Source organism: Pokkaliibacter plantistimulans, assembly GCF_003194385.1.
GTDB classification, from domain to species: domain Bacteria; phylum Pseudomonadota; class Gammaproteobacteria; order Pseudomonadales; family Balneatricaceae; genus Pokkaliibacter; species Pokkaliibacter plantistimulans.
In genome coordinates this window covers 12,821-26,519 of sequence record NZ_LAPT01000034.1, presented here as the reverse complement: position 1 = coordinate 26,519, position 13,699 = coordinate 12,821, and the positions used below count along the sequence as shown (strand labels likewise).

Below are 13,699 nucleotides of genomic sequence, written 5' to 3'. Positions count from 1 at the left end.
ACCGGCAACTCAGGAGAGTGCTATGCAAATAAATATCACAGGCCATCAGCTGGAACTCACCCCTGCTCTCACTGATTACGTTCACAGCAAGCTACAAAAGCTGGAACGTCACTTTGACAACATCACCAACGTTCAAGTCACTCTAAGTGTGGAAAAAACCCGCCAGATCGCCGAAGCCAATGTTCATCTGGCAGGTGGCGAGCTGTTTGCCACCCATGAAAATGGTGATATGTATGCTGCAATTGACGGCCTGGTAGACAAACTGGATCGCCAGTTACTGAAGCATAAAGAAAAGCAAAAAGAACGCAGTCACGGCGTTACGGTACGTTAATCCTCCCCTATGCAACTAAACCAACTTTTAACCCAGGCCTGCACCATTGAAGGTGCAGCCTGGAGTAGCAAGAAGCGCGTACTGGAACAGGCCAGTGAGCTACTGGCCAGCCAGTTCGACCATCTGGATGTTGATGCTATCTACAACGGCCTACTCAGTAGAGAGCGACTAGGCAGTACTGGCCTGGGTGGTGGGATTGCGATCCCTCACTGCCGCTTACAGGACTGCGACAAGGTCACTGGCGCCTTGATACATCTCAAAGACCCAGTCGACTTCGATGCTCGTGATAATCAACCCGTCGATCTGATTTTCGTCCTGCTTGCTCCCGAAGAAGCTCATGACTCTCACCTGCAGGCATTAGCGCGCGTTGCCGGGCTGTTACAGGATGAAAGCAACCTGCAGCGCCTGCGCCGAGCTGGCAGTGCAGAGGCCTTATATCAGACAGCACTGGATATAGCTGCTCAGACATCATGAAACTTTTTATCATCAGTGGTCGGTCAGGATCAGGAAAGAGTACAGCACTCAACGCGCTGGAGGATCTTGGCTACTACTGCATAGATAACCTGCCCGTCGACCTGCTGAAAGCGCTGGTCGAGCAGGCTCAGAAGTCTCCCAGCCCTGAGCGTCAGAATATGGCTGTCAGCATTGACGCTCGCAACCTTCCCGGTGGTCTGGGTGATCTTCCGGTGCTATTGCAAGACATCCGCAACATGGGTGTCCACTGTGAAGTGATTTATCTGGATGCAGATGAAAGCATCCTCCTTCAACGCTTCAGCGCAACACGCCGCCGCCATCCTTTGACCAATGGACGTATCAGCCTCCAGGAAGCCATTCAGGAAGAACGAAGACTGCTTCGCCCTATTTCCAACTGTGCCGATTTAACCATCGACACGACTCATATGACGCTGTACGACTTGCGCGACACGATCAAAGTGCGTGTTGCAGGCCGAGCACAGGAGCTGGCGGTATTATTTCTGTCGTTCGGATTTAAACATGGCCTGCCACTGGATGCGGACCTGGTGTTTGATGTCCGCTGCCTGCCCAATCCACATTGGATTCCATCACTGCGCGGCTTCACTGGACGTGAACAACCTGTCATCGATTACCTGCAAAATGAGGCAGATGTAGGCAAGATGCTTGATGACCTGCGTAACTTGTTAGAAACTTGGCTGCCATATTATGAACGCAACAATCGTGCCTATATGACGGTAGCCATAGGTTGTACAGGTGGCCAGCATCGCTCGGTTTATATGGTCGAGCAACTAGCCGCTTACTTCACTGCAACTCGGCATCACATCCAGACTCGGCACAGAGAGCTCGATTAACTTCAGGATGCGGCATGCGCGAAGAGAAAATTACACTTATCAACAAATTGGGCTTGCATGCCAGAGCAACAGCTAAGCTGATCGGTGTGACCACCCGTTTTACCTGCCGGATCCAGATGGGCAAGATCGGTGGCAAGATGGTTGATGCCAAAAGCATCATGTCTGTTATGTTACTGGCGGCCAGCAACGGCACTGAACTCCAGTTCGTGCTGGATGGTGAAGATGAGGACCAAGCCTGGGACGCCATTGCAGCTATGATCAATGATCGGTTTGAAGAGGGAGAGTAACCTCCCTTTCCCACCAGCTGCTCCCCTCCACTCCTCAATCCCGTTGCCTTTGCGCTGGTATGACCGGGATATTCAGATACTATTTCAGCAGTGATATAGGAATTCAGCCTCTGTGCCCAGCGGTGCAGATCTGCACACCAGGAACGAGCTATGGCCCAGCCCCTGAACCACAGCCAGCTGGAATACCTTAACGCCGCGCTCAACAGCGGTGAGCTGCAACAGGTTCGCCGAATGATGAACGGTGGCCTGAAACCCGCCGATGTTGCCCATCTTATCGAGTCTTCCCCACCTAAAATCCGCACCTTGTTATGGAACATGGTCGATCAGGACAACGAAGGGGAAGTCCTGCAATATCTGAGCTTCGACCTGCAGGAGAGTTTCCTGCGGGAAATGAACGCGGAAGAGCTCATTGCAGCCGTTGAGCATCTGGATATCGACGATCTGGCAGATATGCTGCAGCATCTGCCTAGCACTATCATCAGCGAAGTGTTGCGATCGATGGATCAGCAGGATCGCGAGCGTCTGGAACAGGTACTGTCCTACCCCGAAGACAGTGCTGGCGGGTTGATGAATACCGACACCATTACCGTTCGGGCGGATATCTCCATCGACACAGCGCTGCGATATCTGCGCTGGCACAGTGAAATCCCTGCCATGACAGACAGCCTGTTCGTGGTCAGCCGCAAAGATGTCTTCATCGGCATTCTGCCGCTGACCCGCCTGCTGGTCAGCGACCCCAATATCAGTATTCGCGAGGTGATGATTACCGATACCATCACCATCCCTGCCACTATGCCAGACACCGATGTTGCCAAGCTATTCGAGCGGCACGATCTGGTGTCAGCACCGGTGGTCGGAGATGACAATGTCCTGCTTGGACGGATCACAATCGATGATGTGGTTGATGTTATTCGCGAAGAATCAGACCACTCACTGATGAGCATGGCCGGCCTTGATGATGATGCTGATACCTTTTCCCCTACGCTGAAAACCGCCAGACGCCGCGCCGTCTGGCTGGGTATCAATCTGATCACTGCATTTATCGCTTCAGCTGTCATCGGCATGTTTGAGGCGACCATTCAGAAAGTGGTAGCGCTTGCGGTGTTGATGCCCATCGTAGCGAGCATGGGCGGCATTGCTGGTAGCCAGACGCTAACCCTGATGATCCGCGGCCAGGCATTGGGACAGGTAGAGCGCAGCAACATGGGCTGGCTACTCAATCGTGAACTGCTCGTCGGACTGCTCAACGGCGTGTTATGGGCCGTCGTCATCGCCTGCCTGGCCATGCTCTGGTTCAAGGACATCACGATTGGCATCATCATCGCCAGCGCGATCATGATCAACCTGATCGCGGCCGCACTTTCTGGTACTATGTTGCCCCTTTTACTGAAGGCGTGGGGGATCGATCCCGCCCTGGCAGGAAGTGTGATCCTGACTACCATTACAGATGTGGTGGGGTTTATGTCCTTTCTCGGCCTGGCCACTATTTTCTACGCCTGATCGTATTTCCGCTCTGCAGCCCTGAGACGTTCAGCAGAACTAACTCCTGTCAACGACATATCAACAGGCGTCAGAAGAAATACAGTTCCCCACCCAGGTTTGACGGATAAGACAATGCGCTACAGCTGGCATAAAGACGACCAAGAAGACGAATTTGAAGGCCCGAGCAAGTCGGAACTGAAGCGCCAGAGCGAGGCTCTGCAGTCACTCGGCAAGCGTCTTACAGAGATGACCAACGAACAGCTAACCAAGGTGCCTATGAGCGACACCCTGGCCAAGGCCATCCTTGAGCACAAACGCCTCAAGCAGGGCGAGGCCATGCGCCGCCACCTGCAATACATCGGCAAGCTGATGCGTAGTGAAGATAACGAAGCCATCCAGAATGTTGTGGACCGCTTCGATGCAGGAAGTCAGGCTTACGTACAGCACTTCCATATGCTGGAGCGTTGGCGTGATCGTCTTCTGAACGAAGGGCAGGATGCATTAACTGAACTGCTGGCAGAGTTCCCCGAGTTCGACATCCAGCACCTGCGTCAGCTGATCCGCAATGCGCAACGTGAACAAAGCGCAGGGAAACCACCTGCCAGCGCCCGCAAGCTGTTCAGTTATATTCGTGAAGTGGTCGAAGCAAGACAGTAAAGTCGCGGCCTCCCCCGCCATCAAGCGCTACACTCAACTGGCGCTTGATGGAGGAGCAAGCTTGACGTGTTGCAATACTGGCATTCGCGCACGGATGTCCCGTAACAACTGCAGATCACAATCCGCACTCACCACTCCCGCCCCCTGCTTCAGCCGGTTCAGCACCTCTCCCCAGGGAGAAACGATCATGGAGTCACCATTAGTGGCGCGTTTCGGCGTATGCTGTCCGCCCATATTCGGGGCCAGCATGTAGCACTGCGTCTCAATGGCTCTGGCCCGTACCAGCACTTCCCAATGCGCATCGCCGGTGGTACGGGTGAAGGCAGAAGGCAGGCTGAGCAACTCTGCTCCCGCCTGCTGATAACGCCGAAATAACTCCGGGAATCGCAAGTCATAACATACCGCCATACCCAGCCGGCCCCAGGGGGTATCAGCAACGACAGGAGTGTCACCTGGCTCCACCTCACTGGATTCACGGTAGGACTGCTGCTGATCAGCCACCTCAACATCAAACAGGTGAATCTTGTCGTAACGCGCCACTTCGTTGCCTGCATCATCCAGCAGCCACGAAGCAGATCGCGCACGAGCGTGCAGCAAGCTACCATCGGCACGGCGACGAGTGGGAATCGTGCCAGCCAGCAACCAGACACCATGCCGCCGCGCCTGCTCAGCAACAAAACTGCGCAATCTGCCACTTTGATCAATCTCCTGAGCAGCCACTTCCTGCATCCGCCCTGTGGCAAAAGAGGCAAAGTTCTCGGGCAGAAGGATAAAACGAGCCCCCTGCTTAACGGCTACCTCAATTAAAAACTGTGCTTGCTGCAAGTTGGCATCCAGATCCGGAATGCTGACCATTTGCAGCAGTGCAATCTCACCCATAATCCTTCCCACCTTGATTGACACAACAGGTTGCAGAAACATTCATCTACAGGCTCACCGGCTTTTACCACCTTATAGGTAGCAAATATGCAAGAGAGCTGCCGGAGTTGGCTTGAAGGTACACAGAACATGAATGTGCGACGCAAGCAGCTTCCTAGCGATCCCCCCCCTGAGAACGCCCTGTCTTGTCGTGCTGCTCTGCCCCCTCTGAAGCATCAGAGGCCTTATCCCCCGCTCCCTCCAGTTGCACATCCTCTTCACCGAGTTTGCCTTTGATGTGGTATTTGACCGTGGCGATCTTGCTGAGCCTGTCCCCGGTGATCTTATCAAGAATAAACAAGGCTCCCCCCACCTGCGGCAATCCGGCAAGCAGCCCGGCAATTGGCAGTGCGCTGGTAATAGGCAGAGTCACATTCACATGCTGATCAACCGTATCATGCACCAGATCCAGCGTGCCCCTGGCCTCAATGTCGGCACCTCCTCCTTGAATACGGGTGGGCTCGCGGGTAGTCATCACCCCATTGCTAATCTGCACGGAGCTGGTCCAGGTATCGTAGCTGATACCCGAACTGAAGAGGTCACGGAAATCCAACGTCAAACGACGACCAATCTGATTGAAGTTAAAGATATTGAAGACTTTCAGGGCGTTACTTTCCGTCGATGTCTTCAGAATCTCACCTTTCTCCAGTTTGAGATCAGACTGGCCACTCAGCCGGCTCAAGGCAAAGGCAGCCGGTGAACCTGGCCAACCGACATTGGCTGTCAGCTGCCAGTTTTTACTGGTCAGTGACTTGGCATAACCACCACGGCTGATCAGTTCACCAAGGTCATCCCCATGCGCATCCAGCTTCAACTGTGTGGTTGACTGCCTACTGTCGCGATGCCAGCTCATCAGGGCGTCCATACCGTGATTGCCCAGTTTGGCAGTGATGGGCAATAGCTGATAGCCATCACTATTGGGCTTACCACTCAGCTGCCAGCCCCCCAAAGGCCATTTACCAAACTTCAGCTCACCCACTTGAGCTGTCAGTGTTGGCCATTGTCGTGGATCAACCTGTGCCAGGGGGTCCTCAAACTTATCCTGCTCGCCATCGCTCTGCTTACTCTTGTCATCCACTTCAGGAATCAACAGGCGACTGAGATTGACATCCAAATGGCGACGACCTGCATCATAGCTGACTCGTCCATCCAGACTGTCGCCGCTGAACAGCACCCCTTTGGGATCATAACTAGCAGTCGCTGCTCCCCAGTCACGCCCCAGCCAGTGGAGATTATCGGTCACTATGCGAGCTGAAATCGGTAGGTTAATCTTGCCATCGGGCACATCACCTTTCTCTCCGGCAGATGCGGCACCAACCGTCGACGCATTATTACTGACGGTGGAAGAGAGTGAACTCACTGCAGCGATCCAGTCTGTTGGATTCAACTCAGCAAACTTCGCGGCCACTTCAATTGCAGCGCTTTTCGGCCACTGAGGCGCCTCACCACCGACACTGACAGCCACGGCTTTAGCCTGGTTACCCAGAAATCTGGCCTTGGCATGCAGCAAGTCACCGTACTCAACAGTGACCCGGGTTTCCTTTTGGGCTTCGATATCCAGTTGCAGCGGGACTGCAGCATTTGCGTCCTTACCAAGTGGAGCTGGTAAGTCAACACTTACACCCTGCAAATCACTGTTGATATGCAGGGTCTGGCAATAGGACGTATCGTCCTGGCAGAAATGGCGCATGGCAACCCAGTCCAGATCGCCGGTAATCCAGTCAGGCAAAGAGAGCTGTTGCCACTGGGCAAGATCACTCAGGGCACTGTGTCCTGTTACCTTCAGCGTTGTCGCTGCCGCCCCTTTGGAGTCTTTGCTGCTTGCCGCAGGGACTAGCTCGGCCTGTACACTCTGGCCACGCCAGCTGCCTTGCAACGGCATCTCGGTAAACAGTCCTTTGCTACTGTCGTAATGCAAATCACCGTGAATGTCGTCGACCTGCAACTGCTCTTTGGTCTGCACCAACTGAGCACTGCCAAGACGGGTATCCACCTTGATGTCGAGCGCGGGATCATTTTTGGCCAGCGGGATCTGCAATACTACCTGGCCCTTCAGCGAGCCGGTCATCTGCCAGTCTTTCAGTGCCGTCAGAGAGCCTGCAAACGGCGCAGCGAACAACAGCTCCTGCACATCAGGTAAAGCAGCGTTGACTTCCGTCGCCACCGACAAGCGATGATCATCTGGTGCTTTTGGCCATGCCACCTGCACGTTACTCAGATCCAGATTCTGCAGTTGAGCCTGAGGGGCGAAGGCGGTGACGGATTCATCATGGGTCAGTAACTGGACATTGGCATCATGCAAGGCAGGCCATTCCGGTGAGAAATTCAGCTGAGCGTTCTGCAGATCAAGATAAAGCTGCACGGTACGCTCGTTCCAACCGGCACTCTTACTGACACTGCCGTCATAAAGAAAAGCACCACTGCGGAGATAGCCATCGGGCATGGCTTGCCGCAACCAGTTCATCAGGGAGGGTGATACCGTGTGATCGGGCACAAACTCCAGCCCCTGCCCGGCATCACTGTCTTTCACACCGATCATCAGCGTAAAGCGCTGATCATTGTCATCCTCATGCAAGGGTAACTTCAGGCTGAATCGCCCCTTGGCCTGCCAACCCGGTCGATCCAGGCTCAGGGTATTGCTGGTCACCCAGGCATCCTTATCCGTGAGATGCCAGCCAATCACCCCAGCGGCGCTGTTGAACTCCCAGCCGTTGCTGAACAGCTGTGGAAAGGCCAGCGTCAGGGGCTGCCCGTGCAGGCTGACCTTACCACCATAAGCATCCGCCTCCACTGCTCCGGTCACGCCAATGAGCGAGGGAATGCCATCAACATCATTGACGCTGACTTGCTGCAGATCAGCCCGTAACGTCCAGAGTGAAGCAGGCTGCACCGCACCATAGCGCTGGCTGGCCTGTTCGACATTTGCCTGATCCAGAGTGAAATACAGATTTTTGACATGCCCGCGCCCATACAGAGGCAGCAGACGGTTTTCCCACAAGCCGGAGGATACATGCTGCTCCATCAGCCAGGGCCACAGCCTGTGCAGGTCCAGATCATCCAGCCACAGTCGCGTTTGCCAGGGTAAGTGCTGGATGCTGATATTCATGGGTGCCAGCGATTTACCTTGCTGATCAGCCCAGCTAAGCTGCTGCAAGCCAGCCCACCAGCCATTCCCGGCCTTGCGCCAGACCACCTGCGTCCGCAGCTGTGACAGTTGCCAGGAGGAGCCCGCTGTAAAGAGTGCCAGATCAGGCAGAGACAGGTTGCCGTTGACCGTCTGGATACGGGTGCCACGCCAGTCAGCCCACAGCTGCCCTTCGAGATCCAGCGCACCAAGCTGCAGCCCCTGAGGCAACCAAGGCTGCAGTGCGGTGCGATAGGACTGGTTGGGCATATTCAGCCATAACTGCCCTTCCCAGATATTGCCTTGCCAGCGCAACTCAAGCGGAGCAGCCACGCCTTCCGTCGCCACTTGCAGACGACCACCGTAGTTAAAATGGGATGCTGCAGCAGGTGCGTTATAAAGACTGAATTGCACCTGCTGCCGTATAGCGCCCTTGCTCAATGCCACCTTGCCACTGACATCCACCGGCAGCGTGATCAGCCAGGAAGGCCACTGAGGCTGACTATCCCCGGACTGTTCCGGCACAGCAGCCTGTATCTCGATATCGTGGGCCTGAATACGGGTCATCACCGGATAGAAGCGCCAGACACTGTTCAGTGCATCCATTTCCAGCTGCAACTCGGGGATATTCAGCTGCTCTCCCCAACGCACATTTCTCAGGGTCAGAGCGATACGGCTACCGTTCCACTGCGTCTGAGTAGCATCAAAATACAGCGGAATGGCGAAATGCTGCCGGCCCCAGTTCAATACCGGCGCCGACCACCAGGGCAAGGTTTGCCAAACCAGCAGGATCAGGGTGAGCAATGCCACCCAAATGATCGACAACATGGTCAGCAGTCGCAGAAAGAATCGTCCCAACCTTAACAACAACGGCATCCAACCTTACTCCTGACCGTCCTTGAGGGTACGACCTGATACTCTGGGCTTAACGCAAAACGACATCGAACTGCTCAGTGGTGTACATGGGCTCGACCTGAAAACGAATGGTTTTGGAGATAAAGGTTTCCAGTTCCGCCACGCGATCCGACTCCTCATCCATCAGTTTGTCGACCACTGACTGGCTGGCCAGTACCAGATAGGAATCGGTGTTGTATGCCCGATGCTGACGCAGAATGTCACGGAAGATCTCGTAGCAGACCGTTTCAGGGGTCTTCAATGATCCCCGTCCCTGGCAGATAGGGCATGGCTCACACAGCACCTGCTCCAGACTTTCGCGGGTACGCTTGCGGGTCATTTCCACCAGACCCAGCTCAGAAACCCCCGTCACCTTGCATTTGACGTGATCTTTCTCCAGCACCTTCTCCAGGGTTCGTAACACCTGGCGCTGATGCTCCACATCTTCCATATCAATAAAGTCGAGAATGATGATGCCACCCAGATTACGCAACCGGAGCTGCCGACCAATGGCAGTGGCGGCTTCCAGATTGGTCTTGAAGATGGTTTCTTCCAGTGTCTTGTGCCCGACGTAAGCACCGGTATTGACGTCGACCGTGGTCATGGCTTCAGTCTGATCGAAAATCAGATAGCCGCCCGATTTGAGTTGCACTTTGCGGCCCAGAGCACGCTGAATCTCATCTTCAACATTGTAGAGATCGAAAATCGGCCGCTCGCCCGGATAGTACTCAATACGCTCAAGAATCTCAGGGATCAGCTTGCCAACAAACTCCTGTGCCTTGTGGAAGGTTTCACGTGAGTCAATGCGAATCTTTTCTACCTCGGGTGTCGCGAGGTCACGCAGGATGCGCATATACAGCGGCAGGTCTTCATAGATCACCGTGGCGGGTGCGGCCTTGTCCATGGACTCCTGCAGGGAGTGCCACAACCGGCGCAGGTACAGCAAATCCTTGTGAATATCCTTCTCCCGTGCACCTTCGGCAACGGTGCGGACGATAAAGCCCCCTACATTGACCTCGCCCTCTTCGTGCAACTGGTCCAGTTGACTCTGCACGGTCTGTTTCAGGCGCTCACGCTCGACTTCATCTTCGATACGCTGCGAGATGCCGACATGTTCGGCGTAAGGCATATACACCAGATAACGCGAGGGGATGGAGATATGGGTGGTCAGCCGCGCACCTTTACTGCCGATGGGATCCTTGGTGACCTGTACCACCAGGGATTGCCCTTCGCGCAGCAGGTAGCTGATGGATTTGTTCTCATCTTCCTTGGCACTGCGGATATCAGCAGCATGTATAAAGGCAGCACGATCCAGGCCAATATCAATGAAGGCAGCCTGCATGCCCGGCAGTACTCTGACGACCTTGCCTTTATAAATGTTGCCGACAATACCCAGCTTGGCTGCACGCTCGACATAAACCTCTTGCAGCATACCGTTCTCAACCACGGCAACGCGGGTTTCCATCGGTGTGAAGTTGATTAGAATCTCTTCGCTCATTCGGGTCTCAAGCTCTTCCAGATCCCGGCCGACGTTGGACCGGGGTTGATTATTATGCCTGATGGGTTATGACAACCCCACCTGGTGGCAACATGATGTTACGGCTTCGCAGCTGTTTGGCAGACTATCTAAAAGTCACAGGTATAAGGGCTTGTGCCGACCTGCCTCCTGTCTGCAAACAGGCAAGAGAATCATGGCGCCGGCGCTGGCGATATTCGCCCGGTGCTTCCTGACGCCAGCGCCTGAAGGCGCGATACAGATTACTCACATTGGCGAACCCCAGCAGATAGCTGATTTCGCCCATGCTTAACTGTTCATTGTTCAGATACCGACAGCACAGCGCGTGGCGGGCCTGATCCAGTAACTCACGAAAGCAGCATTCCTCATCCTGCAGGCGCCGCTGAAAGGTGCGCAGGTTCATGTGTAGCGCCTCTGCCACCTGTGCCGCTTCGACCTCACGCAGCGAGTCGCGTGACAACAGCTGCTCATACACCTGTCGGCTAAAACTACGGTGGTTCATGGCCTGCAGATAGCGCTGCGACAGCTCATCATGTTGTCGGGCCAATTCAGGGTTCCGCCCGGGCAGCCACTCCTTCATCAGGCTCGCAGAGAACGTTAATACCACCTCCTCCCCCTGCCACGCCAGCGCCTCACCAAACAGACGCTTGAAGGGGGCCGTCATTTCAGGCTCCGGCCCAGGCAGAACAACACGCAGTGGTTGCGGCTTGGCCGGATGCAGATGCCGGATGGTCAGCACTATGGTGGCAGCAAAGACTTCCCAGTCCAGCATCAGCAAAGGGTCACGCAGCAGAGGTGCCTGCCGTAATACAACCTGCAGTTCACCGTCATGCTCAATCAGTTGCACATGGAAGGCATCGGCAAACAATGCCGCACAGTGCTGCAATCGCTGACAACCCTGCAACAGGGTATCGCTGGCCCAGATCGCGTAACCAAGGCTGTACCAGGAAGGGGGGCGCACTTGCCGGGCCACTGTCAGGGCAAAACCACGATCATTGCTCATCACCATGGCCAGCTGCATCAGATCACTGATCTTGCGCTGCGGCACTCGCGCCGTGCCTTGCTGCAGTAATTCAGGATCAATACCACTGCGTTGCAACAGGCTGGCAAAGTCGAGCCCATAGCGACTCGCCGCCTGCTCGATCACACCGAGCCATCCTGCCAGCACCGTGGCCGTCATGGTCTTCTCTCAGCCGTCATGGATCATCTCCCTGCATTGCCCAGCATGTGCTGTTGTCTGCAATCACCTGAGTACATCTCGCGAGCTCATTATTCATGAGCTATTGTCTTTATGCGACAAGTTATTATCCGCAGCGGTAAGCAACTTGTTAGTCGACCTTGGTCCGAGAAAGAATCCTTGCAGCGACTACCTCACCCACACCATAACAACAAGAGGACCACACCATGGGTGTAAAACTGATTCCACCTGCCCAGGCCGCGCAACATTTTCCATTACTGATCAAACAGTTATTCCTGTCCGCAGGACGTTACCAGCCAGACAACCAGATCGTCTATCGTGATCAGCAGAGTTTCAGCTATCGCCAGTTCCGACTGCGGGTCCAGCAACTGGCAGCAGTGCTACGTGCCGCCGGAGTAAAAGAAGGCGATACCGTGGCAGTGATGGACTGGGACAGCCATCGGTATCTGGAGTGCTATTTTGCCGTACCGATGCTGGGCGCCGTACTGCACCACGTCAATATCCGCCTCTCTCCTGAGCAGATTCACTACACCATGGCTCATGCCGAAGACCGTTTTGTGCTGGTGCATGATGACTTTATTCCCATCGCCCAGGCGCTGCTGCCCCGCTTGCCGATGGTGCAGGCATGTATTCGCCTGAGTGACAGCGGTGACTATCAGGGTGACGTTGCGTTTATTGGCGAATACGAACAGCTGCTGGCAGCAGCCGAGCCGCTGACCGAGTTCCCCGATTTTTCCGAAGATGCCATCGCTACCACGTTCTATACCACCGGCACGACCGGCAACCCCAAAGGGGTGTTCTTCAGCCATCGGCAACTGGTGCTGCACACGCTCAATATGGTGGGTACGCTGGGCGCGTACAACGGCATTGACCTGTTGCGCTCGGAATCGGTGTACATGCCGATTACGCCGATGTTCCATGTCCATGCCTGGGGCACGCCCTATGCCGCTACCGTACTGAACTGCAAACAGATCTATCCTGGCCGCTATGAACCCAACATGCTGGTGGATCTGGTGGTCAGACATCAGGTCACTGTATCCCACTGCGTACCTACCATCCTGCAGATGCTGCTGAGTTGCGAGCGCTGCAAAGACATCGACTTCAAGGGCTGGAAAGTATTGATCGGTGGCAGTGCGCTGCCTCGCGGACTGGCCAGAGCGGCGATGGAGCGCGGTATCGATATCAGCTCCGCCTACGGCATGTCAGAAACCTGCCCCCTGCTGACCGTTACCCATCTCACCAAGGAGCAGCGTGAGTTACCGCTGGAGCAGCAACTGGATTACCGCATTCTGACAGGCAAGCCAGTCAATCTGGTCGATCTGCAGATAGCCAGCCCCATCGGCGATCTGCTTGAGCACGATGGAGAACAGCTGGGGGAGATTGTGGTGCACTGCCCCTGGCTGACTCAGGGCTACTACAAGGAAGAAAGCAAAAGCGAAGAGTTGTGGGCCAACGGCTGGCTGCATACGGGCGACGTAGCCTCCATCCATGCCGATGGTTTTATCGAGATCAAGGATCGTCTGAAGGATGTCATCAAGACCGGAGGAGAATGGCTGTCTTCACTTGAACTGGAGAACTTTATCAGTCAGCACACAGGCGTCGCCGCCGTGGCAGTGGTGGGGGTCGCTGACAGCAAGTGGGGTGAACGCCCACTGGCACTGGTGGTGAAAAGCGATGACACACTGGATGACGCCGCCTTGCGCAGCCATCTTCAGACATTTGTCGCCCAGGGCAAACTGAGCAAGTGGGGCATACCCGATCACTTCGAGTTTGTTGCTGACATCCCCAAAACCAGCGTCGGCAAGATCAACAAGAAACAGATTCGCGAGCTGTTTGGCCATTAATCAAATGAGCGGGCTTACGGGCCCGCTCACTCCTCAAACCTATTCACGACCTGAGCAAATGCCGTCTGTTAACTGCAGATACTCCGTCAGAAGGTCGCTTCACCCGCGTGCCGCCGACACCGG

General features: G+C 55.0%; 11 protein-coding genes. 7 read left to right on the top strand and 4 right to left on the bottom strand.

The genetic code is table 11. The features are described 5' to 3' along the window. Positions 1-22 precede the first annotated feature (22 nt). The 6 genes from hpf to yjgA all read left to right on the top strand — a co-directional run bounded on the left by hpf (position 23) and on the right by yjgA (position 4,082). Complete coding sequence (gene hpf / locus WH50_RS08270) at positions 23-331, top strand: ribosome hibernation-promoting factor, HPF/YfiA family (RefSeq protein ID WP_104156435.1); 309 nt, start codon at positions 23-25, stop codon at positions 329-331. A 9-nt stretch (positions 332-340) separates the two neighbouring features. Further along, on the top strand, positions 341-805 hold the full coding sequence (gene ptsN / locus WH50_RS08265; RefSeq protein WP_104156434.1) for a PTS IIA-like nitrogen regulatory protein PtsN: 465 nt from the start codon (positions 341-343) through the stop codon (positions 803-805). Beyond that, positions 802-1,656, top strand: a complete 855-nt coding sequence (rapZ, locus tag WH50_RS08260; protein ID WP_104156433.1) for an RNase adapter RapZ — start codon at positions 802-804, stop codon at positions 1,654-1,656. Before ptsN ends, rapZ begins: the two co-directional genes overlap by 4 nt. Positions 1,657-1,670: 14 nt before the next feature. Next, the gene (locus WH50_RS08255; protein WP_110186890.1) at positions 1,671-1,943 is read left to right on the top strand and encodes an HPr family phosphocarrier protein; all 273 of its coding nucleotides are present in this window, start codon (positions 1,671-1,673) and stop codon (positions 1,941-1,943) included. Positions 1,944-2,093: 150 nt separating this feature from the next. Continuing rightward, positions 2,094-3,443: a magnesium transporter gene (gene mgtE / locus WH50_RS08250; protein ID WP_110186889.1), complete on the top strand. Its 1,350-nt coding sequence runs from the start codon at positions 2,094-2,096 to the stop codon at positions 3,441-3,443. A 114-nt stretch (positions 3,444-3,557) separates the two neighbouring features. Beyond that, positions 3,558-4,082, top strand: a complete 525-nt coding sequence (gene yjgA, locus WH50_RS08245; RefSeq protein WP_110186888.1) for a ribosome biogenesis factor YjgA — start codon at positions 3,558-3,560, stop codon at positions 4,080-4,082. Between the two features lie 33 nt (positions 4,083-4,115). On the opposite strand, the gene WH50_RS08240 is transcribed toward yjgA, so the two are convergent. The 4 genes from WH50_RS08240 to WH50_RS08225 all read right to left on the bottom strand — a co-directional run bounded on the left by WH50_RS08240 (position 4,116) and on the right by WH50_RS08225 (position 11,714). Next, positions 4,116-4,961, bottom strand: a complete 846-nt coding sequence (locus tag WH50_RS08240) for a carbon-nitrogen hydrolase family protein (protein WP_110186887.1) — start codon at positions 4,959-4,961, stop codon at positions 4,116-4,118. Positions 4,962-5,115: 154 nt separating this feature from the next. Further along, entirely contained in the window at positions 5,116-9,000 is a 3,885-nt protein-coding gene (locus tag WH50_RS08235; protein WP_110186886.1) for a YhdP family protein, read from the bottom strand. Positions 9,001-9,049: 49 nt separating this feature from the next. Beyond that, positions 9,050-10,516, bottom strand: coding sequence for a ribonuclease G (rng, locus tag WH50_RS08230; RefSeq protein ID WP_104156427.1), 1,467 nt, complete (start codon positions 10,514-10,516; stop codon positions 9,050-9,052). Positions 10,517-10,640: 124 nt separating this feature from the next. After that, the gene (locus WH50_RS08225) at positions 10,641-11,714 is read right to left on the bottom strand and encodes an AraC family transcriptional regulator (protein ID WP_110186885.1); all 1,074 of its coding nucleotides are present in this window, start codon (positions 11,712-11,714) and stop codon (positions 10,641-10,643) included. 224 nt (positions 11,715-11,938) lie between these two features. Here WH50_RS08225 and WH50_RS08220 point away from each other — a divergent pair, with 224 nt between their 5' ends. Then, complete coding sequence (locus tag WH50_RS08220; RefSeq protein ID WP_110186884.1) at positions 11,939-13,576, top strand: fatty acid--CoA ligase; 1,638 nt, start codon at positions 11,939-11,941, stop codon at positions 13,574-13,576. Positions 13,577-13,699: the final 123 nt, after the last annotated feature.

Bases quoted from the DNA above. Each gene is read 5' to 3' on its own strand.
- hpf (WP_104156435.1), top strand. From the start codon at position 23: ATGCAAATAAATATCACAGGCCATCAGCTGGAACTCACCCCTGCTCTC.
- ptsN (WP_104156434.1), top strand. From the start codon at position 341: ATGCAACTAAACCAACTTTTAACCCAGGCCTGCACCATTGAAGGTGCA.
- rapZ (WP_104156433.1), top strand. From the start codon at position 802: ATGAAACTTTTTATCATCAGTGGTCGGTCAGGATCAGGAAAGAGTACA.
- WH50_RS08255 (WP_110186890.1), top strand. From the start codon at position 1,671: ATGCGCGAAGAGAAAATTACACTTATCAACAAATTGGGCTTGCATGCC.
- mgtE (WP_110186889.1), top strand. From the start codon at position 2,094: ATGGCCCAGCCCCTGAACCACAGCCAGCTGGAATACCTTAACGCCGCG.
- yjgA (WP_110186888.1), top strand. From the start codon at position 3,558: ATGCGCTACAGCTGGCATAAAGACGACCAAGAAGACGAATTTGAAGGC.
- WH50_RS08240 (WP_110186887.1), bottom strand. From the start codon at position 4,961: ATGGGTGAGATTGCACTGCTGCAAATGGTCAGCATTCCGGATCTGGAT.
- WH50_RS08235 (WP_110186886.1), bottom strand. From the start codon at position 9,000: ATGCCGTTGTTGTTAAGGTTGGGACGATTCTTTCTGCGACTGCTGACC.
- rng (WP_104156427.1), bottom strand. From the start codon at position 10,516: ATGAGCGAAGAGATTCTAATCAACTTCACACCGATGGAAACCCGCGTT.
- WH50_RS08225 (WP_110186885.1), bottom strand. From the start codon at position 11,714: ATGACGGCCACGGTGCTGGCAGGATGGCTCGGTGTGATCGAGCAGGCG.
- WH50_RS08220 (WP_110186884.1), top strand. From the start codon at position 11,939: ATGGGTGTAAAACTGATTCCACCTGCCCAGGCCGCGCAACATTTTCCA.